22 protein-coding genes and 1 pseudogene are annotated in these 22,725 nt (G+C 72.3%); 14 read left to right on the top strand and 9 right to left on the bottom strand.

Annotated elements, in window-relative coordinates; genetic code table 11:
- Positions 1–296: 296 nt before the first annotated feature.
- On the top strand, positions 297–746 hold the full coding sequence (locus AQI94_RS16270; RefSeq protein ID WP_031059501.1) for a GNAT family N-acetyltransferase: 450 nt from the start codon (positions 297–299) through the stop codon (positions 744–746).
- 18 nt (positions 747–764) lie between these two features.
- Here the strand turns inward: AQI94_RS16270 and AQI94_RS16265 are convergent, their stop codons facing one another.
- Positions 765–1,562, bottom strand: a complete 798-nt coding sequence (locus AQI94_RS16265) for a CDP-alcohol phosphatidyltransferase family protein (RefSeq protein ID WP_031059503.1) — start codon at positions 1,560–1,562, stop codon at positions 765–767.
- A 120-nt stretch (positions 1,563–1,682) separates the two neighbouring features.
- Here AQI94_RS16265 and AQI94_RS16260 point away from each other — a divergent pair, with 120 nt between their 5' ends.
- From AQI94_RS16260 to AQI94_RS16240, 5 genes and pseudogenes are all read left to right on the top strand, one after another.
- A complete protein-coding gene (locus AQI94_RS16260) occupies positions 1,683–2,663 on the top strand; it encodes a zinc-dependent alcohol dehydrogenase (RefSeq protein WP_031059505.1) in 981 nt (326 codons plus the stop codon).
- Positions 2,664–2,779: 116 nt separating this feature from the next.
- The gene (locus AQI94_RS16255; RefSeq protein ID WP_020123858.1) at positions 2,780–3,178 is read left to right on the top strand and encodes a 6-pyruvoyl trahydropterin synthase family protein; all 399 of its coding nucleotides are present in this window, start codon (positions 2,780–2,782) and stop codon (positions 3,176–3,178) included.
- 5 nt (positions 3,179–3,183) lie between these two features.
- Positions 3,184–4,359, top strand: a complete 1,176-nt coding sequence (locus AQI94_RS16250) for a glycosyltransferase family 4 protein (protein WP_404817917.1) — start codon at positions 3,184–3,186, stop codon at positions 4,357–4,359.
- A complete protein-coding gene (locus tag AQI94_RS16245) occupies positions 4,356–5,360 on the top strand; it encodes a class I SAM-dependent methyltransferase (RefSeq protein ID WP_031059516.1) in 1,005 nt (334 codons plus the stop codon). Before AQI94_RS16250 ends, AQI94_RS16245 begins: the two co-directional genes overlap by 4 nt.
- Positions 5,357–6,577: pseudogene (locus AQI94_RS16240) on the top strand (lysylphosphatidylglycerol synthase transmembrane domain-containing protein); the annotation flags it as partial. The gene AQI94_RS16245 and the pseudogene AQI94_RS16240, both read left to right, overlap by 4 nt.
- 68 nt (positions 6,578–6,645) lie before the next feature.
- Here the strand turns inward: AQI94_RS16240 and AQI94_RS42795 are convergent.
- A complete protein-coding gene (locus tag AQI94_RS42795) occupies positions 6,646–7,407 on the bottom strand; it encodes a creatininase family protein (protein WP_078902977.1) in 762 nt (253 codons plus the stop codon).
- A 38-nt stretch (positions 7,408–7,445) separates the two neighbouring features.
- On the opposite strand from AQI94_RS42795, the gene ribA reads away from it, so the two are divergent.
- From ribA to AQI94_RS16220, 5 genes are read left to right on the top strand one after another with little or no spacing between them, the layout of a single operon-like run.
- Entirely contained in the window at positions 7,446–8,105 is a 660-nt protein-coding gene (ribA, locus tag AQI94_RS16235) for a GTP cyclohydrolase II (protein WP_031059521.1), read from the top strand.
- 45 nt (positions 8,106–8,150) lie between these two features.
- Positions 8,151–8,291, top strand: coding sequence for a hypothetical protein (locus tag AQI94_RS44605; protein ID WP_158806472.1), 141 nt, complete (start codon positions 8,151–8,153; stop codon positions 8,289–8,291).
- Entirely contained in the window at positions 8,288–9,436 is a 1,149-nt protein-coding gene (locus tag AQI94_RS16230; protein ID WP_031059523.1) for an NAD(P)/FAD-dependent oxidoreductase, read from the top strand. Before AQI94_RS44605 ends, AQI94_RS16230 begins: the two co-directional genes overlap by 4 nt.
- Positions 9,433–10,497 (top strand): saccharopine dehydrogenase, encoded by a 1,065-nt coding sequence (locus AQI94_RS16225; protein ID WP_031059525.1) that lies wholly within the window; start codon positions 9,433–9,435, stop codon positions 10,495–10,497. Before AQI94_RS16230 ends, AQI94_RS16225 begins: the two co-directional genes overlap by 4 nt.
- On the top strand, positions 10,490–11,644 hold the full coding sequence (locus AQI94_RS16220) for a saccharopine dehydrogenase family protein (RefSeq protein WP_031059528.1): 1,155 nt from the start codon (positions 10,490–10,492) through the stop codon (positions 11,642–11,644). The genes AQI94_RS16225 and AQI94_RS16220 overlap by 8 nt, the downstream gene beginning before the upstream one ends.
- A gap of 4 nt (positions 11,645–11,648) precedes the next feature.
- On the opposite strand, the gene AQI94_RS16215 is transcribed toward AQI94_RS16220, so the two are convergent.
- Complete coding sequence (locus AQI94_RS16215) at positions 11,649–12,875, bottom strand: serine hydrolase domain-containing protein (protein ID WP_031059529.1); 1,227 nt, start codon at positions 12,873–12,875, stop codon at positions 11,649–11,651.
- 158 nt (positions 12,876–13,033) lie between these two features.
- On the opposite strand from AQI94_RS16215, the gene AQI94_RS16210 reads away from it, so the two are divergent.
- A complete protein-coding gene (locus AQI94_RS16210; RefSeq protein ID WP_031059533.1) occupies positions 13,034–13,483 on the top strand; it encodes a PPOX class F420-dependent oxidoreductase in 450 nt (149 codons plus the stop codon).
- An 897-nt stretch (positions 13,484–14,380) separates the two neighbouring features.
- Positions 14,381–14,791, top strand: a complete 411-nt coding sequence (locus tag AQI94_RS16205; protein WP_031059534.1) for a VOC family protein — start codon at positions 14,381–14,383, stop codon at positions 14,789–14,791.
- Between the two features lie 85 nt (positions 14,792–14,876).
- Here the strand turns inward: AQI94_RS16205 and AQI94_RS16200 are convergent, their stop codons facing one another.
- On the bottom strand, positions 14,877–16,217 hold the full coding sequence (locus tag AQI94_RS16200; RefSeq protein WP_031059536.1) for an MFS transporter: 1,341 nt from the start codon (positions 16,215–16,217) through the stop codon (positions 14,877–14,879).
- Positions 16,218–16,341: 124 nt separating this feature from the next.
- On the bottom strand, positions 16,342–17,007 hold the full coding sequence (locus tag AQI94_RS16195; RefSeq protein ID WP_031059538.1) for a TetR/AcrR family transcriptional regulator: 666 nt from the start codon (positions 17,005–17,007) through the stop codon (positions 16,342–16,344).
- 130 nt (positions 17,008–17,137) lie between these two features.
- On the opposite strand from AQI94_RS16195, the gene AQI94_RS16190 reads away from it, so the two are divergent.
- Positions 17,138–18,013: a shikimate dehydrogenase gene (locus AQI94_RS16190; RefSeq protein ID WP_062229777.1), complete on the top strand. Its 876-nt coding sequence runs from the start codon at positions 17,138–17,140 to the stop codon at positions 18,011–18,013.
- A gap of 21 nt (positions 18,014–18,034) precedes the next feature.
- Here AQI94_RS16190 and AQI94_RS16185 read toward each other — a convergent pair whose 3' ends face one another.
- From AQI94_RS16185 to pgi, 4 genes are all read right to left on the bottom strand, one after another.
- Positions 18,035–19,498, bottom strand: a complete 1,464-nt coding sequence (locus AQI94_RS16185; RefSeq protein ID WP_031052943.1) for an oxidoreductase — start codon at positions 19,496–19,498, stop codon at positions 18,035–18,037.
- A 99-nt stretch (positions 19,499–19,597) separates the two neighbouring features.
- Positions 19,598–20,185 carry a histidine phosphatase family protein gene (locus tag AQI94_RS16180; protein ID WP_031052940.1) on the bottom strand — a complete coding sequence of 196 codons (588 nt, stop codon included), beginning with the start codon at positions 20,183–20,185 and terminating at the stop codon, positions 19,598–19,600.
- 7 nt (positions 20,186–20,192) lie between these two features.
- Complete coding sequence (gene gnd, locus AQI94_RS16175) at positions 20,193–21,071, bottom strand: phosphogluconate dehydrogenase (NAD(+)-dependent, decarboxylating) (protein ID WP_031052939.1); 879 nt, start codon at positions 21,069–21,071, stop codon at positions 20,193–20,195.
- A gap of 1 nt (position 21,072) precedes the next feature.
- Positions 21,073–22,725, bottom strand: coding sequence for a glucose-6-phosphate isomerase (gene pgi / locus AQI94_RS16170; RefSeq protein WP_062229776.1), 1,653 nt, complete (start codon positions 22,723–22,725; stop codon positions 21,073–21,075).

Below are 22,725 nucleotides of genomic sequence, written 5' to 3'. Positions count from 1 at the left end.
GGGAGGTTCGGATGTCGGCCCGCGTACGCGCGGAGTCGTGCGGCTGGCTGGGTCGGGAAGGCTCGCTTCGCCGTCATGGGGGTCGGGGCCGGGTGGGTTCAGGTGCTCCGGTCGAGAGCCGGACAGGACGTTCGGATGTCGGCCGTGTACCCGCCGGACGGTTCGGGTGGCCGAGTCAGGGGCGCCCGCCGGGGTGCCGGGCCCGGGAGCCGGGCCGTGATCCGCCGGACGGCTCCCGTGCCCCGGCGCATCGGATCTGCCGTGGCTGCCGCAACCGCGGCGATAGGGTCCACCCCATGGAGAATCAGGACATTCGGGTGGAGATCGCCCGGGAGGCGGACCAGGAGCTTGTCGACGCCTTCGCGCGGATGCTGCCGCAGCTGTCCTCGACGGCCGAGGCCCTCGATCTCGCCGCACTCGGCCGCATCCTCGCCTGTGACGCCAACACCATGCTGATCGCGAGGTCGCGGACCGGGTCGGTCGTGGGGACGCTCACCCTCGTCATGTTCCCCGCGCCCGCGGGACTGCGGGCCCGTATCGAGGACGTGATCGTCGACCACGCGGCTCGCGGTCAGGGCATCGCGGGACTGCTGATCAGGGAGGCCATCCGACTCGCCCGGGAGGCCGGGGCCCGTACCGTCGACCTGACCTCCCGCCCGGACCGGGCGGCGGCCAACCGGCTGTACGAGCGGCAGGGTTTCCGGCAGCGGGAGTCGACCGTGTACCGGGTGCCGCTCAAGAGCTGACCCGGAGCCGGCCGGACCTCAGGAGGCCACCGCCTCCGGCTCGCGCTCCCGCTCCACCGCCGCGAACTCCAGCTCCAGCAGCTCGCCCACCGCCGCCTGGTCCGCCCGGTGCGTGCGCCACAGCCACAGGATGTCCCGGCCGAACGACCAGACCAGCGTCCCCAGGGCGAGGGCCACGACCCCGAAGGTCGCCGAGTGCGGCAGGTACCCGGACGCGGCCACCAGCAGCAGGATCCCCTGCAGCGCGGCCACCGTCTTTCGGGCCATGCTCGGCGGCAGCGGGGCGTTGAGCCAGTTCCAGACGCGGGCGGCGGCGACGAAGCCGTAGCGCATGGCGCCGATGAGGAGGACCCACGGGCCCTGGGACATCGACACGTACACGCTGAGCACCAGGATCAGGAACGCGTCGACCTCCATGTCGAACCGCGCGCCCAGCGGCGTCGAGGTGCCCGTCGCGCGGGCCACCTTGCCGTCGACGCCGTCGAGGATCAGGGCCACCGCCGTCAGCCCGACGAAGAGGGTGACCGGCGGGGAGTCCTGGAAGGAGTCCGCGACCAGGGCCGTGACGCCGCCCACCAGGGTCGCCCGGCCGAGGGTCACCCGGTTGGCCGGCCCGAAGGACCGCGGCCGGGTGCGGTGCAGCGCCCTGGAGAGCACGGCCCAGGTGGCGACGGCGAAGGCGAGGCCGGTCAGCCAGCCCGCCGGCCCCATGCCTATCGCCGTGCCGAGCAGGGCCAGCAACAGGATCTGAACGCCCGCTCCCACAGCGGTCTCCTGCTGGACCAGCCTTGCTTCGTAAGTGTTGTTCAGGGCCACCGCGCATTCCTCCGGCCAGATGACAGAGTCGATCAAGGCCGCGTACTGTGCGCGGCCTGTGCACATCTCGGTACGTGACGAGGTACGTGCACGGGTTGCCGATCGTTCAGGAGGTTCTCGATGAAGGCCGCCGCTCGCGCGTTCTGGCTCCGCTCTCCGGGAGAGGGCGAGATTCGGGAGGTCGCCCTTCCGGCTCCCCGCGAGGACGAGGTGCTGGTCCGCTCGCTCTACTCGGGGGTCAGCAGGGGCACGGAGACACTCGTGTTCCGCGGCGGGGTGCCCGAGAGCCAGCACGCGGCCATGCGGGCACCGTTCCAGGAGGGTGACTTCCCGGGACCCGTGAAGTACGGCTACCTCAGCGTGGGGCTGGTGGAGGAGGGGCCCGCCGCGCTGAAGGGCAGGACCGTCTTCTGTCTGTACCCGCATCAGACGCGGTACGTAGTTCCCGCGAGCGCCGTGACGGTCGTACCCGACGACGTGCCCGCCCGCCGGGCCGTGCTCGCCGGCACCGTCGAGACCGCCGTGAACGCCCTCTGGGACGCGGCGCCCCTGGTGGGCGACCGGATCGCGGTGGTCGGCGGTGGCATGGTCGGCAGCTCGGTCGCCGCGCTCCTCGCCCGCTTTCCCGGCACACGGGTCCAGCTCGTGGACGCCGACCCCGCCCGCGCCGCCACCGCCGAGGCCCTCGGCGTCGGCTTCGCGTCCCCCGCGGACGCCCTCGGCGGCTGCGACCTCGTCGTCCACGCCAGCGCCACCGAACAGGGCCTCGCCCGCTCGCTGGAACTCCTCGGCGCCGAGGGCACGGTCCTCGAACTGAGCTGGTACGGCGACCGGAAGGTCAGCCTGCCGCTCGGCGAGGCCTTCCACTCCCGGCGGCTCGTCATCCGCAGCAGCCAGGTCGGCACGGTGTCACCGGCCCGCGGCAACCGCAGTTACGGCGACCGGCTCGCCCTCGCCCTGAAGCTGCTCGCCGATCCGGCGCTCGACGCCCTCATCACGGGGGAAAGCGCGTTCGAAGAACTGCCGAAGGTGATGCCCGCGCTGGCCAGTGGGGACATTGCGGCCCTCTGTCACCTCGTGAGGTACGGCAAGACCGCCTGACCTGAGAAAAGAGTGAGATCCGGCTGAACACGGGGACACGGAGAGCCGTACTACACGGCATCCCCCGGCAGGGATCAGCCGGGGGACCAGACGCGCCGCACCTGGAGGGTCGTCCGTTGTTCAGCATCACCGTCCGCGATCACATCATGATCGCCCACAGCTTCCGCGGCGAGGTCTTCGGCCCCGCGCAGCGACTGCACGGCGCGACGTTCCTCGTGGACGCCACGTTCCGGCGCGAACAGCTGGACGACGACAACATCGTCGTCGACATCGGACTGGCCACCCAGGAACTCGGTGCCGTGGTCAGCGAGTTGAACTACCGCAATCTCGACAACGAGCCCGACTTCGCCGGGGTCAACACCTCCACGGAGTTCCTGGCGAAGGTCATCGCGGACCGGCTCGCCGAGCGCATCGAGAAGGGCGCTCTCGGAGAGGGCGCCAAGGGGCTCGCGGGCCTGACCGTCACGCTGCACGAGTCGCATGTCGCCTGGGCGAGTTACGAGCGTGCCCTGTGACCGACATGACGACCGGGCGGGCGGGCACTCTCGACTACGTGCCCGTACAGCACACGGCTCTCAAGAAGGCCGAGATCATCCCGATGTCCCTGCGGACCGTGCACTTCGTGATGCCGGGCGGCGTGGACGACGCGACCGCGCCGAGCGGCGGCAACGCCTACGACCGGCGGGTCTGCCTGGATCTGCCCGGCTTCGGCTGGCAGGTCGAGCGGCACGCGGTGCCCGGCAGCTGGCCCCGGCCGGGAGGGCCGGCCCGTACCGAGCTGGCCCGCACCCTGCGGGACCTGCCCGACGACACCGTCGTCCTCATCGACGGCCTGGTCGCCTGCGGAGTCCCGGAGATCATCGTCCCGGAGGCGGAGCGGCTGCGTCTCGCGGTCCTCGTCCACCTGCCGCTCGGCGACGAGACGGGACTCGAACCCCGACTCGCCCTGGAACTGGACGCCAGGGAGCGCGAGGTGCTGCGGGCCGTGCCCGCCGTCATCGCCACCAGCGACTGGGCCGTACGCCGGCTCGTCTCCCACCACGGCCTAGCCCCCGAGCGCGTCCACGTCGCGACCCCGGGCGCCGACATCGCCCCCCTCGCCTCCGGCACCGACGGCCTCTCCCGGCTGCTGTGCGTGGCCGCGGTGACGCCCCGCAAGGGCCAGCACCGGCTGATCGAGGCCCTGGCGGGCGCGCAGGACCTGCCGTGGAGCTGCGTGTGCGTCGGCGGGATCACCCAGGACCCCGAGTACGTCGCCCATCTGCGGATGCTCATCAAGAAGTACGGCCTCCAGGACCGCCTGCACCTCGCGGGCCCGCAGGCCGGCGCCGAGCTGGACGCCAGCTACGCCGCCGCCGACCTGATGGTCCTCGCCTCCTACGCCGAGACCTACGGCATGGCGGTCACCGAGGCCCTCGCGCGCGGCATCCCGGTGCTGGCGACCGACGTCGGCGGACTGCCCGAGGCGCTCGGACGCGCCCCCGACGGCGGGGTGCCCGGCATCCTCGTCCCGCCGGAGGACCCCGGCGCCCTCGCCGCCGAACTGCGCGGCTGGTTCGGCGAGGCGGACGTACGACGCAGGCTCAAGGCGGCTGCCCGGGGCCGGCGGGCCGCCCTGGACGGCTGGGCGACCACGGCCCGCAGCCTGGCCGGAGTTCTCGGCCGACTCCCGAGCGAGCCCAGGAGGGCGGCATGAGGAAGACGGCGACCAAGCAGAGCGGGAAGATCCCGGCCCAGCCCGGTCCTCGAGAGGTGACGTCGGTGCAGCCTGTCCCGTCCGACGCGGAATCGGTCATCCCCGGTGCCGGTCCCAGCACCCGCCCCGGCGAGCGTCCCACCGTACGGCTCAGGGACGCCGGACCCGACGACGCTCCCCGTTACGCCCCCGAGTGGCTGGAGCTGCGGGAGGGGCCCGACGCGGCCGCGCGGGCGGGTGATCTGCTCGACCCGCTGCGGATCCGGCTGGCCAACCTGCCGGGCAAGGCCGGGCTGGTCATCCACGACCTGGGCTGCGGCACCGGCTCGATGGGCCGCTGGCTCGCGTCCCGCCTGGACGGCCCCCAGCACTGGATCCTGCACGACCGGGACCCCTACCTGCTGCACTTCGCGGCCGTCGCCTCCCCGCGCTCCGCGGCCGACGGCAGCCGGGTCACCGTCGAGACGCGCCGCGGCGACGTCGGGCTGCTCACCCCGGACGCCCTCGCCGGCGCCTCGCTGGTGACGGCCTCCGCGCTCCTGGACGTCCTCACCCGCGAGGAGATCGACACCCTCGCCGCGGCCTGCACGGGCGCCGGCTGCCCGGCCCTGCTCACGCTGTCCGTGGCGGGCCGCGTCGAGCTCACCCCGTCCGACCCGCTGGACGAGGAGATCGCCGACGCCTTCAACGCCCACCAGCGGCGCGGCGGACTGCTCGGCCCGGACGCCGTCAACGCCGCCTGCGAGGCGTTCTCCGAACGGGGCGCGACGGTACGGCTGCACCCCAGCGCCTGGCACCTGGGCCCCGCCGAGGCCGCGCTCACCGCCCAGTGGCTGCGCGGCTGGGTCGGCGCGGCCGTCGAGGAGCGCCCCGAACTGAAGGAGCGCGCCGAGCGCTATCTCCGGGACCGCCTGGAGGCCTGCCGCGCCGGGGAGCTGAAGGTCGTCGTCCACCACAGCGACCTGCTGGCGCTGTCCCGTCCGACGGGCGGAGCGTCATGAGCGTGGAGACGGTGCGGCCGGACACGGACCTCCCGGCCCGCGGCACCGCTCGCACCAAGGCGCCGCTGCCCGTACGGCGACCCGCGGACCCGGCCGGGCCGGGCACGCTCTCCCAGCGGGCGCGCACCCTGCGGGCAGAGGTGGTCCAGACCCGGGACGAGCTGCTCACGGCACGGACCGACGCTCTCGTGGCCCGGGCCGAGATCCTCGAAGCGGCCGGCGTGCCCGCCAGGGACCTGACCGAGGCCGCCGTCTCCCACGACCGGATCGGTGTGATCGTGACCGAGGCCCGGCCCGAGCCCGCTCACCCGGCCGCCCCCCGGTGGCGCACCGCCCTGCGCGCGGTGCTCAACTCCCGTGCCCTGCGCACCCACTTCGGCACGGTGGCCGGGGTCACCATCCTCGCGCTCCTGCTGTGGCGCCTCGGCACCGGCGTCTTCCTGGACGGGCTGCGCCGGATCGACGGCCCCGCCCTCCTGGCGGCGCTCGCGATCGGCGTACTGACCACCGTGTTCAGCGCCTGGCGCTGGCAGCTGGTGGCCCGCGGGCTGCGCATCCGGCTGCCCCTCGGCGAGGCCGTGGCCGACTACTACCGGGCCCTGTTCCTGAACGCGGCCCTGCCCGGCGGCGTCCTCGGCGACGTGCACCGCGCGGTCCGGCACGGCCGGAGCGCCGGTGACATGGGCCGCGGAGTACGGGCGGTCGTCCTCGAACGGGTCGCCGGTCAGATCGCGTTGGCGTTCGTCGGCGGTGCCGTACTGCTCACCATGGACTCCCCGGTACTGGCCGAGGCCCGCCACCTCGCACCCCTCGTCGGACTCGCCGCCCTCGGCGCGCTCGCCGTGGCCGTGGCCCTGCGGATGAACCGGGCCCCCTCCACCCGACGCGGCCGCGTCCTGCGCGCGACCCTCGCCGAGGCCCGCGAGGCGCTGCTCTCCCACCGCAACTGGCCCGGCGTCGCGCTCTCCTCCGCCGTCGTCCTCGCCGGCCACCTCGGGATGTTCGTGCTCGCCGCGCGCATCGCGGGCTCCGACGCCTCCGTCGCCGCCCTGCTGCCGCTGGCCGTGCTCGCCCTGCTCGCCATGGGACTGCCCCTGAACATCGGCGGGTTCGGCCCCCGCGAGGGCGTCACCGCCTGGGCGTTCGCCGCCATGGGCCTCGGTGCCGGCACCGGCCTCGCGACCGCGATCGTGTACGGCGTCCTCAGCTTCGTGGCGAGCCTGCCGGGCGCCGCCGTCCTGGCCGTCCGCTGGTACGAGGGCCTGCGGCGCCCGGCGGCGGAGCCCTACTCGGCGCCGGATTCGGTCAGCATCGAGAAATACGTCCCGAAGGAAGCCGCGAGGCTCTCCAGCAACGCTTTCCCTTTTTCCGCCGAGCCCAGCGAAGGGCGCCCGATGACACCGGAATCGGTGTAACCGGACATGCCGAGGGTGAGGAGATGACGACGGTCGTCCGCGACGAAATCGGAGGTCTCGTAACCGGGACGGAGACTTTCCGGGTGCGTGTGCAGAAGAATGGAGGTCTCGATTTCTCCCGCGTGCATGTCGGTGAGCAGCGAGGTGACCACTCCCGCCTCCGTACGGGCGGCCTCCCAGTCCTCCGCGGCCGGGAACAGCGCCATCCGCTCCCCGCGGGCGGAGGCCTCCTGGACGACGTTGCCCAGCACGTAGTTCCCCCCGTGGCCGTTGACCACGACCAGCGCCTCGACGCCCGAGCGGCGCAGCGAGGCGGCGATGTCCCGCACCACCGCGTGAAGGGTGACGGAGGAGATGCTGACGGTACCCGGCCAGGCCGCGTGCTCGTGCGAGCAGGCGACCGTCACCGGGGGGAGGAGGTGCACCGGGTACGCCGCGGCGATCTCCCGCGCGACGGCACACGCGACGAGGGTGTCGGTCGCCAGGGGAAGGTACGGACCGTGTTGTTCGAAGCTACCGACCGGAAGGACGGCGACCTGAGTTGAGACGCCCGCACCCCGCGTCCGTACGTCTTCCGTAGTGTCCGTCGGCAACAGACCGTACGCCGCCGACCGTATTCCCGAACCGCTCATCTTTTCACGGCCTTTCGTCTCTGCTTAGGAAACAGATCATGACAGATTACGTTGGCGTACTCGGCAAGAAGGCACCGCAGCGCACCGGGGTGGAACGCGTGGTGAATGCCCCGCTGCCCACCGTGTACGGGAAATTCCAGGCGGTCGGCTACCTCGATCACGACCGCGGTGATGAACAGGTCGCCCTCGTCTACGGTGACATCGCCGCGGACGACGTCCTTGTGCGACTGCATTCCGAGTGCCTGACCGGTGACGCCTTCGGCTCCCAGCACTGCGAGTGCGGTGACCAGCTGGACGCCGCGCTGCGGGCCGTGGTCAAGGAGGGCAGCGGCATCGTCGTCTACCTGCGGGGTCACGAGGGCCGGGGCATAGGGCTGCTCGCCAAGCTGCGCGCCATGGCGCTCCAGGCGGAGGGCCTGGACACCGTCGAGGCGAACCTCGCGCTCGGCCTTCCGGTGGACTCCCGCGACTACGGCGTCGCCGCCGGGATCTTCCACGACCTGGGCGTGAACTCGGTCCGCCTGATGTCCAACAACCCGCGCAAGCGCGAGGCACTGCTGCGGCACGGCATCGAGGTCACCGAGACGGTGCCGCTGCTGATCACCCCGTGCGAGAGCAACATCACCTATCTGCGCACCAAGCGGGAGCGGCTGGACCACCACCTGCCCCATCTGGACGCGGTGGCCCACCTGTCCTGATCGCCGGGCGGATTCCGGGAGGGCGGATCCGGACAGGAAGAGGGAATGACCGACGACGTCCTCTTCCTCTCCGGACAGCGGGTCACGCGCCTGCGCGACGCGGACCCGGCCATCGCCCCACCGCCGACGATCCACGCCGGCCCGGGTGACGTCCCGCCCGGACGAGCCGACGGGGAGCCGCGGTGAGTACGCGCACGGCCGAGGTCGTCGTCATCGGCGGCGGCGTCATGGGGACGGGCATCGCCCGCCACCTGGTGCGCGCGGGCGTACGGGACGTGGTGCTCGTCGAGCGGGACGAGCTCGCCTCCGGCTCCACCTCGAAGGCGGCGGGCGGGGTACGGGCGCAGTTCTCCGACGAGCTCAACATCCGGCTCGGGGCGCGCAGCCTGGAGGCGTTCGGCCGCTTCGAGGAGGAGACCGGGCAGGACATCGGCCTGCACCGGGTCGGATACCTGTTCCTGCTGTCGACGCCCGAGGAGGTCGCCTCCTTCGAGGAGAGCGTGCGGCTGCAGAACGCCCTCGGCGTCCCGAGCCGCATGATCGACCCGGCCGAGGCGCGTCGGCTGTCCCCGCTCATCACGACCGACGGCCTGCTCGCCGCCGCCTTCTCGCCCGAGGACGGCCACTGCACCCCCGAGTCCGTCGTCCACGGCTACGCGGCCGACGCCCGTCGGCACGGCGCGACCGTCCTGCGGCACACCGAGGTCACCGGCATCGAACTGCGCGGCGACGACATCACGGCCGTCACGACCACCGGGGGCCGGATCGCCACCGGCACGGTGGTCTGCGCGGCCGGCCCCTGGTCCCGGGCCGTCGGCGCGATGGCCGGCGTGGACCTGCCCGTCGAGCCGCTGCGCCGCCAGATCGCCGTCACCGAACCGGTCGACGCACTGCCGCCCGGTCTCCCCATGACCATCGACTTCACCAGCAGCCTCTACTTCCACCGCGAGGGCCCCGGGCTCCTGCTCGGCATGTCCGACCCCGACGAGCGACCCGGCTTCGACACCGCCACCCACGACCGCTGGATCCCCCGCCTGGCCGAGGCCATGCAGCACCGCGCCCCCGCCCTGCTCGACCTGCGCCGCACCGGTGGCTGGGCCGGCCTGTACGAGATCACCCCGGACCACAACGCCCTGATCGGCGAGGCGACTTCGGTCTCCCGCTTCCTGTACGCGACCGGCTTCTCCGGCCACGGTTTCCTCCAGGGACCGGCCGTCGGCGAGGTCGTCCGCGACCTGTACCTCGGCCGCGTACCCTTCGTGGACATCAGCCCGCTCAGCGCCGGCCGGTTCGCGGCCGACGCCCCGCGCCCGGAGGCCAACCGCGTATGACCGAGCTCCATCTGTGGCTGCGCCACGAGGTCCGCTCCACCGAGCGACGCACGCCCGTCGTACCGTCCGACGCCCGGCGGCTCGTCGACAGCGGTGTGACGCTGACCGTCGAGGAGTCCCCGCAGCGGATCTTCCCGATCGAGCAGTACGAAGCGGTCGGCTGCGAGGTCGCCCCCGCGGGTTCCTGGGCCTCCCGGGCGCCTGAGGACGCCGTGGTCGTCGGCCTGAAGGAGCTCCCCGACGGGCCCGCCGCCCTGCCGCACCGGCACGTCTTCTTCGGGCACGCCTACAAGGAGCAGCCGGGCGCCGCGGAACTGCTGCGCCGCTTCGCCGCCGGGGGAGGAGCCCTCCTCGACCTGGAGTACCTGGTCGACGACCACGGCCGCAGGCTCGCCGCCTTCGGCTACTGGGCCGGTTACCTCGGCGCGGCCCTCGCCGTGCTCCAGCACCGGGGGAGGCTGTCCGCGCCCCTCACGCCCACCTCGCAGGAGGAACTGGAGGAGGCTCTGCGCCCGGTCGCCGGGGACGAGGAGTTCACGGCCCTGGTGATCGGCGCGCTGGGCCGCAGCGGCCGGGGCGCCCGCGTCGCCCTCCAGGCCGCCGGCGTCGAGCCCACCTGCTGGGACCTCGACGAGACCCGCGACCTGGACCGCCCCGCCCTGCTCGCCCACGACGTGCTGGTGAACTGCGTCCTCGCCACCAGCCCGATCCCTCCCTTCGTCCGCGAGAGCGACCTGGACGACCCCTCCCGCCGGCTGCGCACCCTCTCCGACGTCACCTGCGACGTCGGCTCGCCGCTGAACGTCCTGCCGGTCTACGACCGCACCACCGAGTGGGACGAGCCCGTCCGCCGGCTCCACAAGGAGCCCCCGCTCGACCTGATCGCCATCGACAACCTGCCGTCCCTGCTCCCGGAGGAGTCCAGCGTCGGCTTCTCGGGCTCGCTGCTGCCCCTGCTGCTGGAGTTCGGGGTCGGCGGACCCTGGGGGCGCTGCCTGGACCGCTTCCACCGGGCGTGCCGCGAACTCGGCATCGACAAGGAGGGGGTGCGCCGTGACTGACCTGGTCCCCGCGAGCGGCACCGTCCACTGGATCGGTGCCGGACTCTCCACCGGCAGCGGTCTGGCCGCCCTGTGCGACACCGCCGACCGCGTACTGCTGTGGCACCGCACCGAGGAACGGGCGGAGGAGGCCCTCGAAGGCCTTCGTATCAACGGACGGGCCGCGCCCCGCGCCTACACGCTCGCCGCGCTCACGGCCGAACTGGCCCCCGGGGACGTCGTCGTGTCGATGCTGCCCGCCCCCGAGCACGCCGGGATCCTCGCCGCCTGTGTGCGCGGGTCGGCCCACTTCGCCTGCTCCAGTTACGTGTCCGACGCCGTCCTCGCACTCGTGCCCGAGGCGCGCGAGGCAGGACTCGTCGTGCTCACCGAGGCCGGCCTCGACCCGGGCATCGACCACCTCTTCGCGCACAGCCTCGTCGCGAGGGCCCGCGAGGCGATCGGCGACGGAACGCCGGCGTCGTACGGTCTCACCTCGTACTGCGGGGGAGTGCCCGCCGTCCCGAACGACTTCCGGTACCGCTTCAGCTGGGCTCCGGCCGGTGTCCTCAACGCCCTGCGCTCGCCCGCCCGTTACATCGACCACGGCACCCCGACCACCGCCGAGCGCCCCTGGGAGGCGACCCGGCGCCATGTCGTGGACGGCGAGACCTTCGAGGTCTACCCCAACCGTGACAGCGTCCCCTTCGTCGAGCAGTACGGACTGCCGGCCGCCTGGACCCCGCGGACCTTCGTGCGCGGGACCCTGCGGCTGGACGGCTGGCTGCGCGCCTGGGAGCCGGTCTTCGAGGAGCTGAGGACCGGCGACGACGCCCGGATCGCCGCCCTGGCCCAGGAGTTGGCGGCCAGGTACCCCACGACGGACGCCGACCGTGACCGGGTCGTCCTCGCCGTCTCCCTCGATGTGCGCGCGGCGGACGGCCGTACCTGGTCCGGCGGCTATCTGCTCGACCTGGTGGGGGACGAGGAGGACAGCGCCATGGCCCGCTGCGTCTCCCGGACCCTCGCCCTGGGCGTCGGCCACGTGCTGGACGGCTCCCTCCCGGCAGGGCTGAACCGCGCCGCGGAGAGCGCCGACCGCTCGGAACGGTGGCTGGGCGAACTCGCCCGCGACGGCGTGCACTTCGCCCTGCGGGTCGATCAGTAGGCGCCTACGCCGTGACGGCCTCGTGGACCAGCCGCTTGAGGTCGGGGAAGAGCTTCAGCGATTTCGGCCGCACCTGGGTGAAGAACTGCACGGTCAGATCGCGGCCCGGGTCGACCCAGAAGGTCGTGGACGCCGCCCCGCTCCAGCCGTAGGAACCGAGGTTCGAGGGGGCCAGGGTGCGGGCGGGGTCGATCACCACGGAGACGCCGAGGCCGAAGCCGACGCCGTCGTTGCCGGGCTCGTCGTGGGCCGGTTTGGTGCCGAAGGCGCGCAGGTCGGCGCCGCCCGGCAGGTGGTTGGAGGTCATCAGGTCCACCGTCTCGGCGGACAGCAGACGGGTGCCGTCCAGTTCGCCGCGGCGGCGCAGCAGTTCCGCGAAGCGGTGGACGTCGTACGCCGACGCCGCGAGTCCGCCGCTGCCGGAGAGCAGGCGGGGGCGGCCCCGCAGCGGCAGTCCGGGGACCGGCTCGATGCTGCCGTCGTCCTTCTCGCCGTACAACTCCGAGAGCCTGTCGGCCTGTTCGTCGCTCACCCAGAAGCCGGCGTCGGTCATCCCGAGCGGGCCGAGGACGCGTTCGGCGAAGAACGTGTCGAGCGTCCGGCCGGACGCGACCTCTATGACCCGGCCCAGGACGTTGGAGGCGACCGAGTAGTTCCACTGGGTGCCCGGCTCGAACTGGAGCGGCAGGCTCGCGTACACGTCGACCGTCCTGGCGAGGTCCGAGCCCGGCAGCACGGACGACTCCAGTCCGGCCTCGCGGTAGAGGGCGTCGACCGGGTGGGAGTGGTAGAAGGCGAAGGTCAGGCCCGCGGTGTGGGTCATCAGATGCCGGACCAGGATCGGACCGTGGGCCGGGCGGGTGGTGAGGTCGTCGCCGGAACCGTCCACATAGACCCGGGGCTCCGCGAACGCCGGCAGGTACTCGGCGACCGGGTCGTCCAGCGACAGCCGGCCCTCCTCCACCAGGATCAGGGCGGCCACCGCGGTCACCGGCTTGGTCATCGAGTAGATCCGCCACAGGGTGTCGGCCTCGACCGGCAGGCCGGCGGCGAGGTCACGGTGGCCGTGCGCGGTGAGGTGGGCGACGCGGCCGCCGCGGGCGACGGACACCAGGAAGCCGGGCATCCGGCCCTCGTCGACGTAGTGGGCGAAGTGTTGGTCGAGGCGGTCGAGCGCCTTCGCGTCCAGCCCCACCTCACCGGGATCGACCTCTTGCCGCAGCTGTGCCATCGCTCTCCTCCGTCGCATCCGTCGAGGTGGGGACCGACATACCCGGTCCGCACCACCTCAGACATCATCGTCGCTCAGAAAACCGCGACGAGCCGCGGGTCGTCCCGGATTCGGCGCCGGCGGGAATGCCGGGTGCGGCCGGGCCGGTTGATCGTGTCATGACCGAAGACGCGACGCAGGACGCACTGCTCCGGCTGCTCTCCGAAAGCCACGGCGGGGTGCTGGTCACCCTCAAGCGCGACGGCCGGCCCCAGCTGTCGAACGTCAGCCATGCCTACTACCCCGACGAACGGATCATCCGGGTCTCCCTCACCGACGACCGGGCCAAGACCCGCAATCTGCGCCGGGACCCCCGTACCTCGTACCACGTGACGACCTCGGACCGATGGGCGTACACGGTCGCCGAGGGCACGGCCGACCTCACGCCCGTGGCGCAGGACCCGCACGACGACACGGTCGAGGAACTCGTCCGCCTGTTCCGGGACGTCCAGGGCGAACATCCCGACTGGGACGACTACCGCGCGGCGATGGTCCGGGACCGGCGGCTGGTGCTGCGGCTGCGGGTGGATCGGGCGTACGGAATCCCCACCGGCACGAACCACGGCTGACCACCCGGACCACCGCGCCGACCCGCGAGCGTCCACGACGAGCCCAGCGGAGGCCGCCGGCCGGGGTGGCACCGGCCCGGGTACGCTGGCGCTGCCCGCGCTGGCGTGGCTGCTCCCGCTGGTCTGGGTCACGGTGAGTGGGGTCGGTGGGGCGGTGCATGGGATGAGCCCAGGGGACGCCTTTCTGTCGGGTGGCACCCGCCCGGTTCCCGGCGTTGCCCGCAGCGGGTGGGCCGGCATGTCTGCTCCTACTGGCCTCGGCCACGGTGAGCGGGATCGGTGGGGCGGTCCATGGAGGGCGAGCCCAGGGGACGCCTATCTGTCGGGTGGCATCCGCCTGGCGGTGTCCCGCCCGGTTCCCGGCGCTGGCCGCGCTGGGCGGGTCGGCGTGGCCTCCCACTGGCCTCGGCCACGGTGAGCAGGACCGGTGTGGTGTGCGGGACGAGCTCGGCGGAATCCCGCCTGCCGGGTGGCACGCGCTGAGCGGTAACCCGCCCGGGTACGCGGGCCCTGCCCGCACCGGGCGGCCCGGCGTCGCCGCTCCCGCCTGTCCCGGCCACCGCGAGCAGGACCGGCTCGGTCTACGGCAGCGTGCCCGCGCGGAACCACTCGGCGGCGCCGACCCTGCCGTACCGGCTCGTTCGCTTCTGCCAAGAGCGGGACCGGCCCGGTCTGCGACAGCGTGCCCCTGGCGGAACCACCCGGCGGTGCCGACCCTGCCGCACTCGCTCGTCCGCCTCCGCCGCGAGCAGGCCCGGTCCACGGCAACGCGCCCGCGCGGAATCACCCGCCGCCCCGGTCCGCCGGTCCTACGACCTGGGGTCCAGGGCCGACGGCCGATGTGTCGGGGAGGGGCGGGTGCCTACGCTGGCCGGGACATCCAGGGAAGAGGTCAGCATGCCCGTGAACGGCCGTAGCCACATCCGTATCGCCCGCCCGTCCCGGGACCTGGTCGCCGCCGAACGGTTCTGGGTCGAGGGGCTCGGGCTGGGCGTGGTGTGGCGGGCCGAGGGCGGCTCCGAGCCCGGTGAGCACGACCTGCTGATGCTGGGGTGGCCGGACGCCGGGTGGCACCTGGAGCTGGTCCACGAGCAGGGGAGCCCGGTCGAACCGCGCCCGACCGAGGAGGACCTGTTGGTGGTCTACGTCGACGGGCCGGTGCCGGAGGACCTCGTCGCCCGCCTGGAGGCGCACGGCGGCAGCCGGGTGCGGTCGCCGAACCCGTACTGGAACGAGTGGGGCGTGACGGTGCAGGACCCGGACGGGTACCGGCTGGTGCTGTGCACACGGGGCTGGGCGAACGCGTAGGCGTGGCGAGCCGGGCAGGCCCGAGCCCCCGGTGCCGGCAGGGCGCTCGGGGGCTCGACGTGGGGGGAGAGCGGAGCGGGGAGGGTCAGGCCGTCACCTTCTCCGGGCGGGACGCCTCCCGGGGGGTGCGGGAGCCGAGGTCCTCCGTGGGGACCTTGTGGGTCTCGCGGGCCGTCAGGGCGGCGATCACCGGCGGGACGCACAGGGCCCCGGTGAAGAGGGCCACTGAGGACCAGTCGGTGCCGTCGGGGCCCGCGATCTGCGCCGCGAAGGTGACCGCGAACCCGGCCACCGCGAAACCGATCTGCGTGCCGATCGCCATGCCCGACAGCCGGACCCTGGTGGAGAACATCTCACCGTAGAAGGACGGCCAGACGCCGTTCGCGGCGCTGTAGACGACACCGAAGGCGAGGATGCCGAGCAGCAGCGTCAGCGGGTAGTTGCCCGTGGAGATCGCCCAGAGGTAGAGGAACATCGTCACCGCGCTGCCCGCCGCGCCGATCAGGAAGACCGGCCGCCGGCCGATGCGGTCCGACAGCGTGGCCCACAGCGGGATCGCGGCGAGCGCGACGAGGTTGGCCAGCGCGCCCACCCACAGCATCGAGGAACGGCTCATCCCGACCGCGTCGCTCGTCGCGTACGCCAGCGCCCACACCGTGAAGATCGTGGAGACCGAGGCGATCAGCGCGCCCCCGATCACCCGGAGCACATCCGCCCAGTGCTCCCGCAGCAGGACCACCAGCGGCAGCTTCGGGACGCCCTCGGAGGCCGCCTGCTGCTCGAACGCCGGTGTCTCCTCCAGCTTGCGGCGGATCACGAAGCCGACCACGGCGACCGCCACGCTCAGCCAGAACGGCACCCGCCAGCCCCAGGACAGCAACTGGTCCTCGGGCAGCGCGGCGACCGGCAGGAAGACCAGGGTGGCGAGCAGCTGTCCGCCCTGGGTGCCGCTGAGCGTGAAGCTCGTGAAGAAGCCCCGCCGGTGCCCCGGCGCGTGTTCCAGGCTCATGGAGTTGGCGCTGGCCTGCTCACCGGCGGCCGAGATGCCCTGCAGGACACGGCAGAGCACCAGCAGGACCGGGGCGAGGGTGCCGACCTGGTGGCGGCTCGGCAGACAGCCGATCAGGAACGTCGACAGGCCCATCAGGATCAGCGTGAAGACCATGATCTTCTTACGGCCGACCCGGTCGCCGAAATGCCCGAGGAAGAGCGCGCCGACCGGCCGGGCCGCGTAGGCGACACCGAAGGTGGCCAGCGACAGCAAGGTCGCGGTGGCCGGGTCGGACTCGTCGAAGAACACCTTCGGGAAGATCAGGGCTGCGGCGCTGCCGTAGATGAAGAAGTCGTAGTACTCCAGGGCGCTGCCGATCCAGGCGGCGGTGGCGGCCTTTTTCGGTTGCCCGACGGCTTCGGCGGGGACGGACACGGGTTGCTCCTTCGGGGGGACTCCGGGAGCTATCCAGTTAATTAACCCACTGGATAGTTAGTAGCGGTTGCCGAGGATGGTGCGCCCGCGCCTCCCGGGTGTCAAGGGGTGCGGACGCGCCGGGTCAGTCCGCCGCGCGGTCCGCCGTCAGGTAGGCGATCACCATGTCGCCCAGCATGGCCCGGTAGTGCGCGCGCTGCTCCGGGGCGACGAGGTCACGGCCGAAGAGGGCGCCGAAGGTGTGCCGGTTGGCCACCCGGAAGAAGCAGAACGAGCTGATCATCGCGTGCAGGTCCACCGCGTCCACGTCGGCCGTGAACAGGCCGGACTCCTGCCCCGAGACCAGGATGCGGCGGATCACGTCGAGGGCGGGTGAGCCGATCCTGCCGAGCTTCTCGGAGCCGGCGATGTGCTCGGCCCCGTGGATGTTCTCGATGCTGACCAGGCGGATGAAGTCGGGGTGCTGCTCGTGGTGGTCGAAGGTCACCTCGGCCAGCCGCCGGATCGCGGCGACCGGGTCCAGGTGCTCGACGTCCAGCTCCTGTTCGGCCTCGCGGATCACGGTGTAGGCCCGCTCCAGGACGGCCGTGAACAGCTGCTCCTTGCCGCCGAAGTAGTAGTAGATCATCCGCTTGGTGGTGCGGGTACGGGCGGCGATCTCGTCGACGCGGGCCCCGTCGTAGCCGGCCCGCGCGAACTCCTGGGTCGCCACGTCGAGGATCTCGGCCTGGGTGCGGGCGGCGTCGCGGGTCCGCCCGCCTGGTCGTGCCGGTTCGTCGACGCTGGTCATCGGGTTCCTTCGGGAAGAGCGGCCGGTGCGGCAGATTCTAGAAGGCGCCGCCCGGCTCTTCCCCGGCGGCTGTCCGGCTGATATAGCTAACGTACTGGTTCGTACATTAGCTCTCGGCTGGGAGGTCCGCGTGGCCAAGGACTCGTTTCTCGTCGGACTCATCGGCGCCGGCATCGGCCCTTCGCTGAGCCCGGCGCTGCACGAGCGGGAGGCGGACCGGCAGGGCCTGCGCTGTCTCTACCGGCTCATCGACATCGACGTGCTCGGCGTACGTCCCGAGGCGGTCGGCGAGCTGGTGCGGGCCGCCCGGGACCTGGGCTTCGACGGGCTGAACATCACCCACCCGTGCAAGCAGCTGGTCATCGGGCACCTGGACGCGCTCGCCCCGCAGGCGGAGGCGCTCGGCGCGGTCAACACCGTCGTCTTCGAGGACGGCCGCGCGACCGGACACAACACCGACGTCACCGGCTTCGCCGCGTCCTTCGCGCGGGGGCTGCCCGACGTGCCCCTGGAGCGGGTCGTGCAGCTGGGCGCGGGCGGTGCGGGGGCGGCCGTCGCGCACGCCATGCTCACCCTGGGCGCCGGGCAGGTCACCGTCGTCGACGCGCTCGCCGACCGGGCCGCCGCTCTCGCCGCCGCCCTGAACCGGCACTTCGGCGAGGGACGGGCGGCCGCGGCCGGCCCGGACCGGCCGGCCCCGCTGCTGGCCGGCGCCGACGGCCTCGTGCACGCCACCCCCACCGGCATGGCCGCCCACCCCGGTCTGCCCCTCCCGGCCGGCCTGCTCCGCCCCGAGCTGTGGGTCGCCGAGGTGGTCTACCGACCGCTGGAGACGGAACTGCTGCGCACCGCCCGCGCGCTGGGCTGCGCCACGCTCGACGGGGGAGGGATGGCCGCCTTCCAGGCCGCGGACGCGTTCCGGCTGTTCACGGGGCGGGAGCCGGACGCGGCCCGGATGCTCGCGGACATCACGGAGCTGGCGGGCGTGGTCGGGGCTCCCAAGTAACCCTTCTCAAGTCACCCCTTCTCACTGGCGGTTGACGGTCCGTGTCACACCCGCGAAGACCGTCGTCGCCAGGATCCAGCCCGCGATGACCAGCGCGTACGACAGCGACTGGTACCAGCCCTGCGGGGCGAAGGCGCCCTCCTGGCCGAAGGAGATCACCGGCAGCAGCAGGTCGAGGGTGTAGAAGAGCGCGTTGAAGTGCGGGGCCTCGTCCGCCTTGAGCGGCGGCGGGTGGTGCAGACCGTAGGCGAGCGTGCCGACGGCGAGCAGGGAGACCAGCCAGACGCACGCCCGCAGGGGATGGAAGCCGTAGCCGACGGTGGCGTCCTGGACGTGGCCCCACAGGCGCCCGTACCAGGCGAGGGTGGCGCGGTGGCGGCGCTGCTTGGCGAGCTGGACCAGCCGGGCGGCCCGGTCGTCGCCGATGCGGCGGTAGGCGGCGGTCAACTGCTCGTAGGCGTGCGGGACATAGCCCTCGCGGTCGCGCTCCAGCATGGGCAGGCGGCGCTCGGCGGGCTCCTGCGGGGTGAGCGAGGTGTAGACGAGCTTGTTGAACTGGACCTCCTCCGGCACCACTTCGGGTTCCAGGAACAGGTCGTCGATCTGGGCGCGGCGCAGGCTGAGGGTGCCCTGGATGCGCGGCCCCTTGCGCAGCCACAGCTCCCCGATGGTGGAACTGTTCGCCCTGAGCGCCGCGTCGCCCGGGTTCGACAGATGCGCGTACGAGAAGTCGAGCCGGCCCGCGATCCGGGCACCCCGCAGACCGATCCAGCCGAAGGTGTGCACCCGGCGCAGATGGACGTCGCCCTCCACGACGAGGGTCTGCGCGTCGAGCACGATGTCGCCGGGGTGGCTGAGCCGGGCGTCGTTGAGGTTGACGGAACCGGCGACGGTGGCGCCGTTGAGGCGGACCTCGCCGTGGGCGCGGAGCCCCGGAGCCCACAGGTCGTCGCCGAAGCTCATGTGGTTGAGCTGGAGCGCGGGTTCCCCGGCCTGGTCCGCGACGATCTCGGCCCGGTCCAGGAACAACGCCCCGGCGATGTGCGCCCCGCCGAGCCGCACCGGGCCGTTCACCCGGCAGTCCGTCATCCGCAGCACGGCCTCCACGCGCATCGTGGCCGCGGTCAGTCCGGGCAGCACCGAGTTGCTGAGGTTCAGCTGGCGCAGCCGGCAGCCGTACAGCAGCGGTACGTCGTCGAAGTGGCAGTGGCTCATGCGTACGGCGTGGTCGACCGTCCCGTACTGGAGCGCGAGCACACCGGTGATCCGGGCGCCCGCGAGCTTGAGGGCGGGTATCTCCCCGTCCTCCTGTGGTCCGTTGAGCATCAGCGCCCGCAACACGGAGGCCCGCACGGTGCGTTCGGCGCCCCACTCGGCACCGCCCGCCACGTCCTCGTCCTGCGCCGCCCGGAAGTCCACGGCCTCGCCCTTCGGGAAGGCGCGCCACACCCGCAGTTCGGCCGGGGTCAGGTTGTCGATCTCCATCAGCCGTGACTCTCCAGTGCGCACGTCACGGTGTCAACCGGCCCTGCCGACGACGACGGCCCGGGAGCCTGTGCTCCCGGGCCGTCCACAACTGCCGTGCTAGGTCCTGGTGTTCCACTCCGCGATCACCGGTCGGTCGTGTTCCGTCGACAGCCGGCTCACCGTGCCGGTCGCCAGCTGGAACAGCCTGCCGTCCGCCGGGGGGAGCCCCAGCCGGCGGGCCGTCAGGACCCGCAGGAAGTGGGCGTGGGCCACGAGGACCACATCCCCCTCGGGCAGGGCGGCATCCACGCGGGCGAGGACCCGGTCGGCGCGGCGGCCGACCTCCTCGGGCGCCTCGCCGGGGTGTCCGTCCGGGCCGGGCGGGACCCCGTCGGTCCACAGGTTCCAGTCGGGCCGGGTGCGGTGGATGTCGACGGTGGTGACGCCCTCGTAGGCGCCGTAGTCCCACTCGTGGAGGTCGGGGTCGGTCAGGGCCCCGGTGATGCCCGCCAGTTCGGCGGTGCGTATCGCGCGGTCCAGGGTGCTGGTCAGCGCGAGCGAGAAGGTCCGGTCCGAGAGGAGCGGAGCGAGTGACTTGGCCTGTTCCTCGCCGTGCTGGGTGAGGGGCAGGTCGGTCCAGCTGGTGTGCTGTCCCGACACGCTCCACTCCGTCTCACCGTGGCGGACCAGAAGGAGATCCCCCACGGCGCGCCTACTTCTTCGACTCGACGGCGTGCCCGCCGAACTGGTTGCGCAGCGCCGCGATCATCTTCATCTGCGGGGAGTCGTCCTGGCGGGACGCGAACCGGGCGAACAGCGACGCGGTGATCGTGGGCAGCGGCACCGCGTTGTCCACGGCCGCCTCCACGGTCCAGCGGCCCTCGCCGGAGTCCTCGGCGTAGCCCTTGAGCTTGTCCAGGTGCTCGTCCTCGTCGAGGGCGTTGACCGCGAGGTCCAGCAGCCAGGAGCGGATGACGGTCCCCTCCTGCCAGGAGCGGAACACCTCCCGCACGCTGTCCACCGACTCGACCTTCTCCAGCAGCTCCCAGCCCTCGGCGTACGCCTGCATCATGGCGTACTCGATGCCGTTGTGGACCATCTTGGAGAAGTGCCCGGCGCCGACCTTGCCCGCGTGGACATAGCCGTACGGCCCCTCGGGCTTGAGCGCCTCGAAGATCGGCTGGAGCCGCTCGACGTGCTCCTTGTCGCCGCCCACCATCAGGGCGTAGCCGTTCTGGAGGCCCCACACGCCGCCCGAGACACCGGCGTCGACGAAGCCGATGCCCTTGGCGCCCAGCTCCTCGGCGTGCTTCTCGTCGTCCGTCCAGCGGGAGTTGCCCCCGTCGACCACGGTGTCACCGGGGGACAGGAGACCGCCGAGCTCGTCGACGACGGACTGGGTGGCGCCGCCGGCCGGCACCATCACCCAGACCACGCGCGGGGCTTCGAGCTTGTCGACCAGCTCGGCGAGGCTCGCCACGTCGGAGACTTCGGGGTTGCGGTCGTAGCCGACGACGGTGTGGCCGGCGCGGCGGATGCGCTCGCGCATGTTGCCGCCCATCTTGCCCAGGCCGATGAGTCCCAACTGCATGTCAGTGCACTTCCTTCAGTTCACGGTAGGCGGCCACGAGGGCGGTGGTGGAGGGGTCGAGACCGGGGACGTCGGCGCCCTCGGTCAGGGCGGGCTCGACGCGCCTGGCGAGGACCTTGCCGAGCTCGACGCCCCACTGGTCGAAGGAGTCGATGTTCCAGATCGCGCCCTGGACGAACACCTTGTGCTCGTAGAGGGCGATGAGCTGGCCCAGCACCGAGGGCGTCAGCGCGCGTGCCAGGACGGTCGTGGTCGGGTGGTTGCCCTGGAAGGTGCGGTGGGCCACCTGCTCCTCGGCAACCCCCTCCGCGCGTACTTCCTCGGCGGTCTTGCCGAAGGCGAGCGCCTGCCCCTGGGCGAACAGGTTGGCCATCAACAGGTCGTGCTGGGCCTTGAGTTCGTCGCTCAGTTCGTCGACCGGACGGGCGAAGCCGATCAGGTCGGCGGGGATGAGCTTGGTGCCCTGGTGGATCAACTGGTAGTAGGCGTGCTGTCCGTTGGTGCCGGGCGTGCCCCACACCACCGGGCCGGTCTGCCACTCCACCGGGTTGCCGTCCCGGTCCACCGACTTGCCGTTGGACTCCATGTCCAGCTGCTGGAGATAGGCGGTGAACTTCGACAGGTAGTGGGAGTAGGGCAGTACGGCGTGTGACTGGGCGCCGTGGAAGTTGCCGTACCAGACGCCCAACAGGCCCAGGAGCAGCGGGGCGTTGGCCTCGGCGGGCGCGTTCTGGAAGTGCTCGTCGACGATCCGGAAGCCGTCGAGCATCTCCCGGAACCGGTCCGGGCCGATGGCGATCATCAGGGAGAGGCCGATCGCCGAGTCGTAGGAGTAACGGCCGCCGACCCAGTCCCAGAACTCGAACATGTTGTCCGGGTCGATACCGAAGTCCGTGACCTTCTCGGCGTTGGTCGACAGGGCGACGAAGTGCTTCGCGACGGCCTTGTCGTCCCGCAGACCGTCCGGGCCCTCCAGCAGCCAGGTGCGGGCCGAGGTGGCGTTGGTGATCGTCTCGATCGTGGTGAAGGTCTTGGACGCGACGATGAACAGGGTCTCCGCCGGGTCCAGGTCCCGCACCGCCTCGTGCAGGTCGGCGCCGTCCACGTTGGAGACGAAACGGAAGGTCAACTCCCGTGCCGTGTAGGCCCGCAGGGCCTCGTACGCCATCGCGGGACCGAGGTCCGAGCCACCGATGCCGATGTTGACGACGTTCTTGATCCGCTTGCCGGTGTGGCCGGTCCACTCGCCGGAGCGGACCCGGTTCGCGAAGTCGCTCATCTTGTCGAGGACGGCGTGCACGCGGGGCACGACGTTCTCGCCGTCGACCTCGACCACCGCTCCCGCGGGGGCGCGCAACGCGGTGTGCAGCACCGCCCGGTCCTCGGTCGTGTTGATCTTCTCGCCGCGGAACATGGCGTCGCGCAGCCCGAACACATCGGTGGCGGTGGCCAGTTCCTGGAGCAGGGCCAGGGTCTCGTCGGTGATCAGGTGCTTGGAGTAGTCGATGCGCAGATCGCCGACGCGCACCACGTACCGCTCCGCGCGCCCGGGATCGTCGGCGAACAGGTCACGCAGATGCGCGTGCTGCTCGGCACGGTGGTCCTCCAGGGCCGTCCACTCGGGGCGGCGCGTCAGAAGAGGGGAGTCAGACAT

Origin of the sequence: Streptomyces pseudovenezuelae (assembly GCF_001513955.1) — a bacterium.
GTDB classification, from domain to species: domain Bacteria; phylum Actinomycetota; class Actinomycetes; order Streptomycetales; family Streptomycetaceae; genus Streptomyces; species Streptomyces pseudovenezuelae.
Note: the sequence above shows the minus strand (reverse complement) of the source record. Positions and strands in the feature narration are given on the sequence as shown.

Excerpts from the sequence above, each read along its gene's own strand:
- AQI94_RS16195 (WP_031059538.1), bottom strand. The coding sequence starts at position 17,007 with ATGACCAGCGTCGACGAACCGGCACGACCAGGCGGGCGGACCCGCGAC.
- AQI94_RS16185 (WP_031052943.1), bottom strand. The coding sequence starts at position 19,498 with ATGGAGATCGACAACCTGACCCCGGCCGAACTGCGGGTGTGGCGCGCC.
- AQI94_RS16250 (WP_404817917.1), top strand. The coding sequence starts at position 3,184 with ATGACGACCGGGCGGGCGGGCACTCTCGACTACGTGCCCGTACAGCAC.
- AQI94_RS16205 (WP_031059534.1), top strand. The coding sequence starts at position 14,381 with ATGCCCGTGAACGGCCGTAGCCACATCCGTATCGCCCGCCCGTCCCGG.
- AQI94_RS16260 (WP_031059505.1), top strand. The coding sequence starts at position 1,683 with ATGAAGGCCGCCGCTCGCGCGTTCTGGCTCCGCTCTCCGGGAGAGGGC.
- AQI94_RS42795 (WP_078902977.1), bottom strand. The coding sequence starts at position 7,407 with ATGAGCGGTTCGGGAATACGGTCGGCGGCGTACGGTCTGTTGCCGACG.
- AQI94_RS16270 (WP_031059501.1), top strand. The coding sequence starts at position 297 with ATGGAGAATCAGGACATTCGGGTGGAGATCGCCCGGGAGGCGGACCAG.
- AQI94_RS16225 (WP_031059525.1), top strand. The coding sequence starts at position 9,433 with ATGACCGAGCTCCATCTGTGGCTGCGCCACGAGGTCCGCTCCACCGAG.
- gnd (WP_031052939.1), bottom strand. The coding sequence starts at position 21,071 with ATGCAGTTGGGACTCATCGGCCTGGGCAAGATGGGCGGCAACATGCGC.
- AQI94_RS16210 (WP_031059533.1), top strand. The coding sequence starts at position 13,034 with ATGACCGAAGACGCGACGCAGGACGCACTGCTCCGGCTGCTCTCCGAA.
- pgi (WP_062229776.1), bottom strand. The coding sequence starts at position 22,725 with ATGTCTGACTCCCCTCTTCTGACGCGCCGCCCCGAGTGGACGGCCCTG.
- AQI94_RS16245 (WP_031059516.1), top strand. The coding sequence starts at position 4,356 with ATGAGGAAGACGGCGACCAAGCAGAGCGGGAAGATCCCGGCCCAGCCC.
- AQI94_RS44605 (WP_158806472.1), top strand. The coding sequence starts at position 8,151 with ATGACCGACGACGTCCTCTTCCTCTCCGGACAGCGGGTCACGCGCCTG.
- AQI94_RS16215 (WP_031059529.1), bottom strand. The coding sequence starts at position 12,875 with ATGGCACAGCTGCGGCAAGAGGTCGATCCCGGTGAGGTGGGGCTGGAC.
- ribA (WP_031059521.1), top strand. The coding sequence starts at position 7,446 with ATGACAGATTACGTTGGCGTACTCGGCAAGAAGGCACCGCAGCGCACC.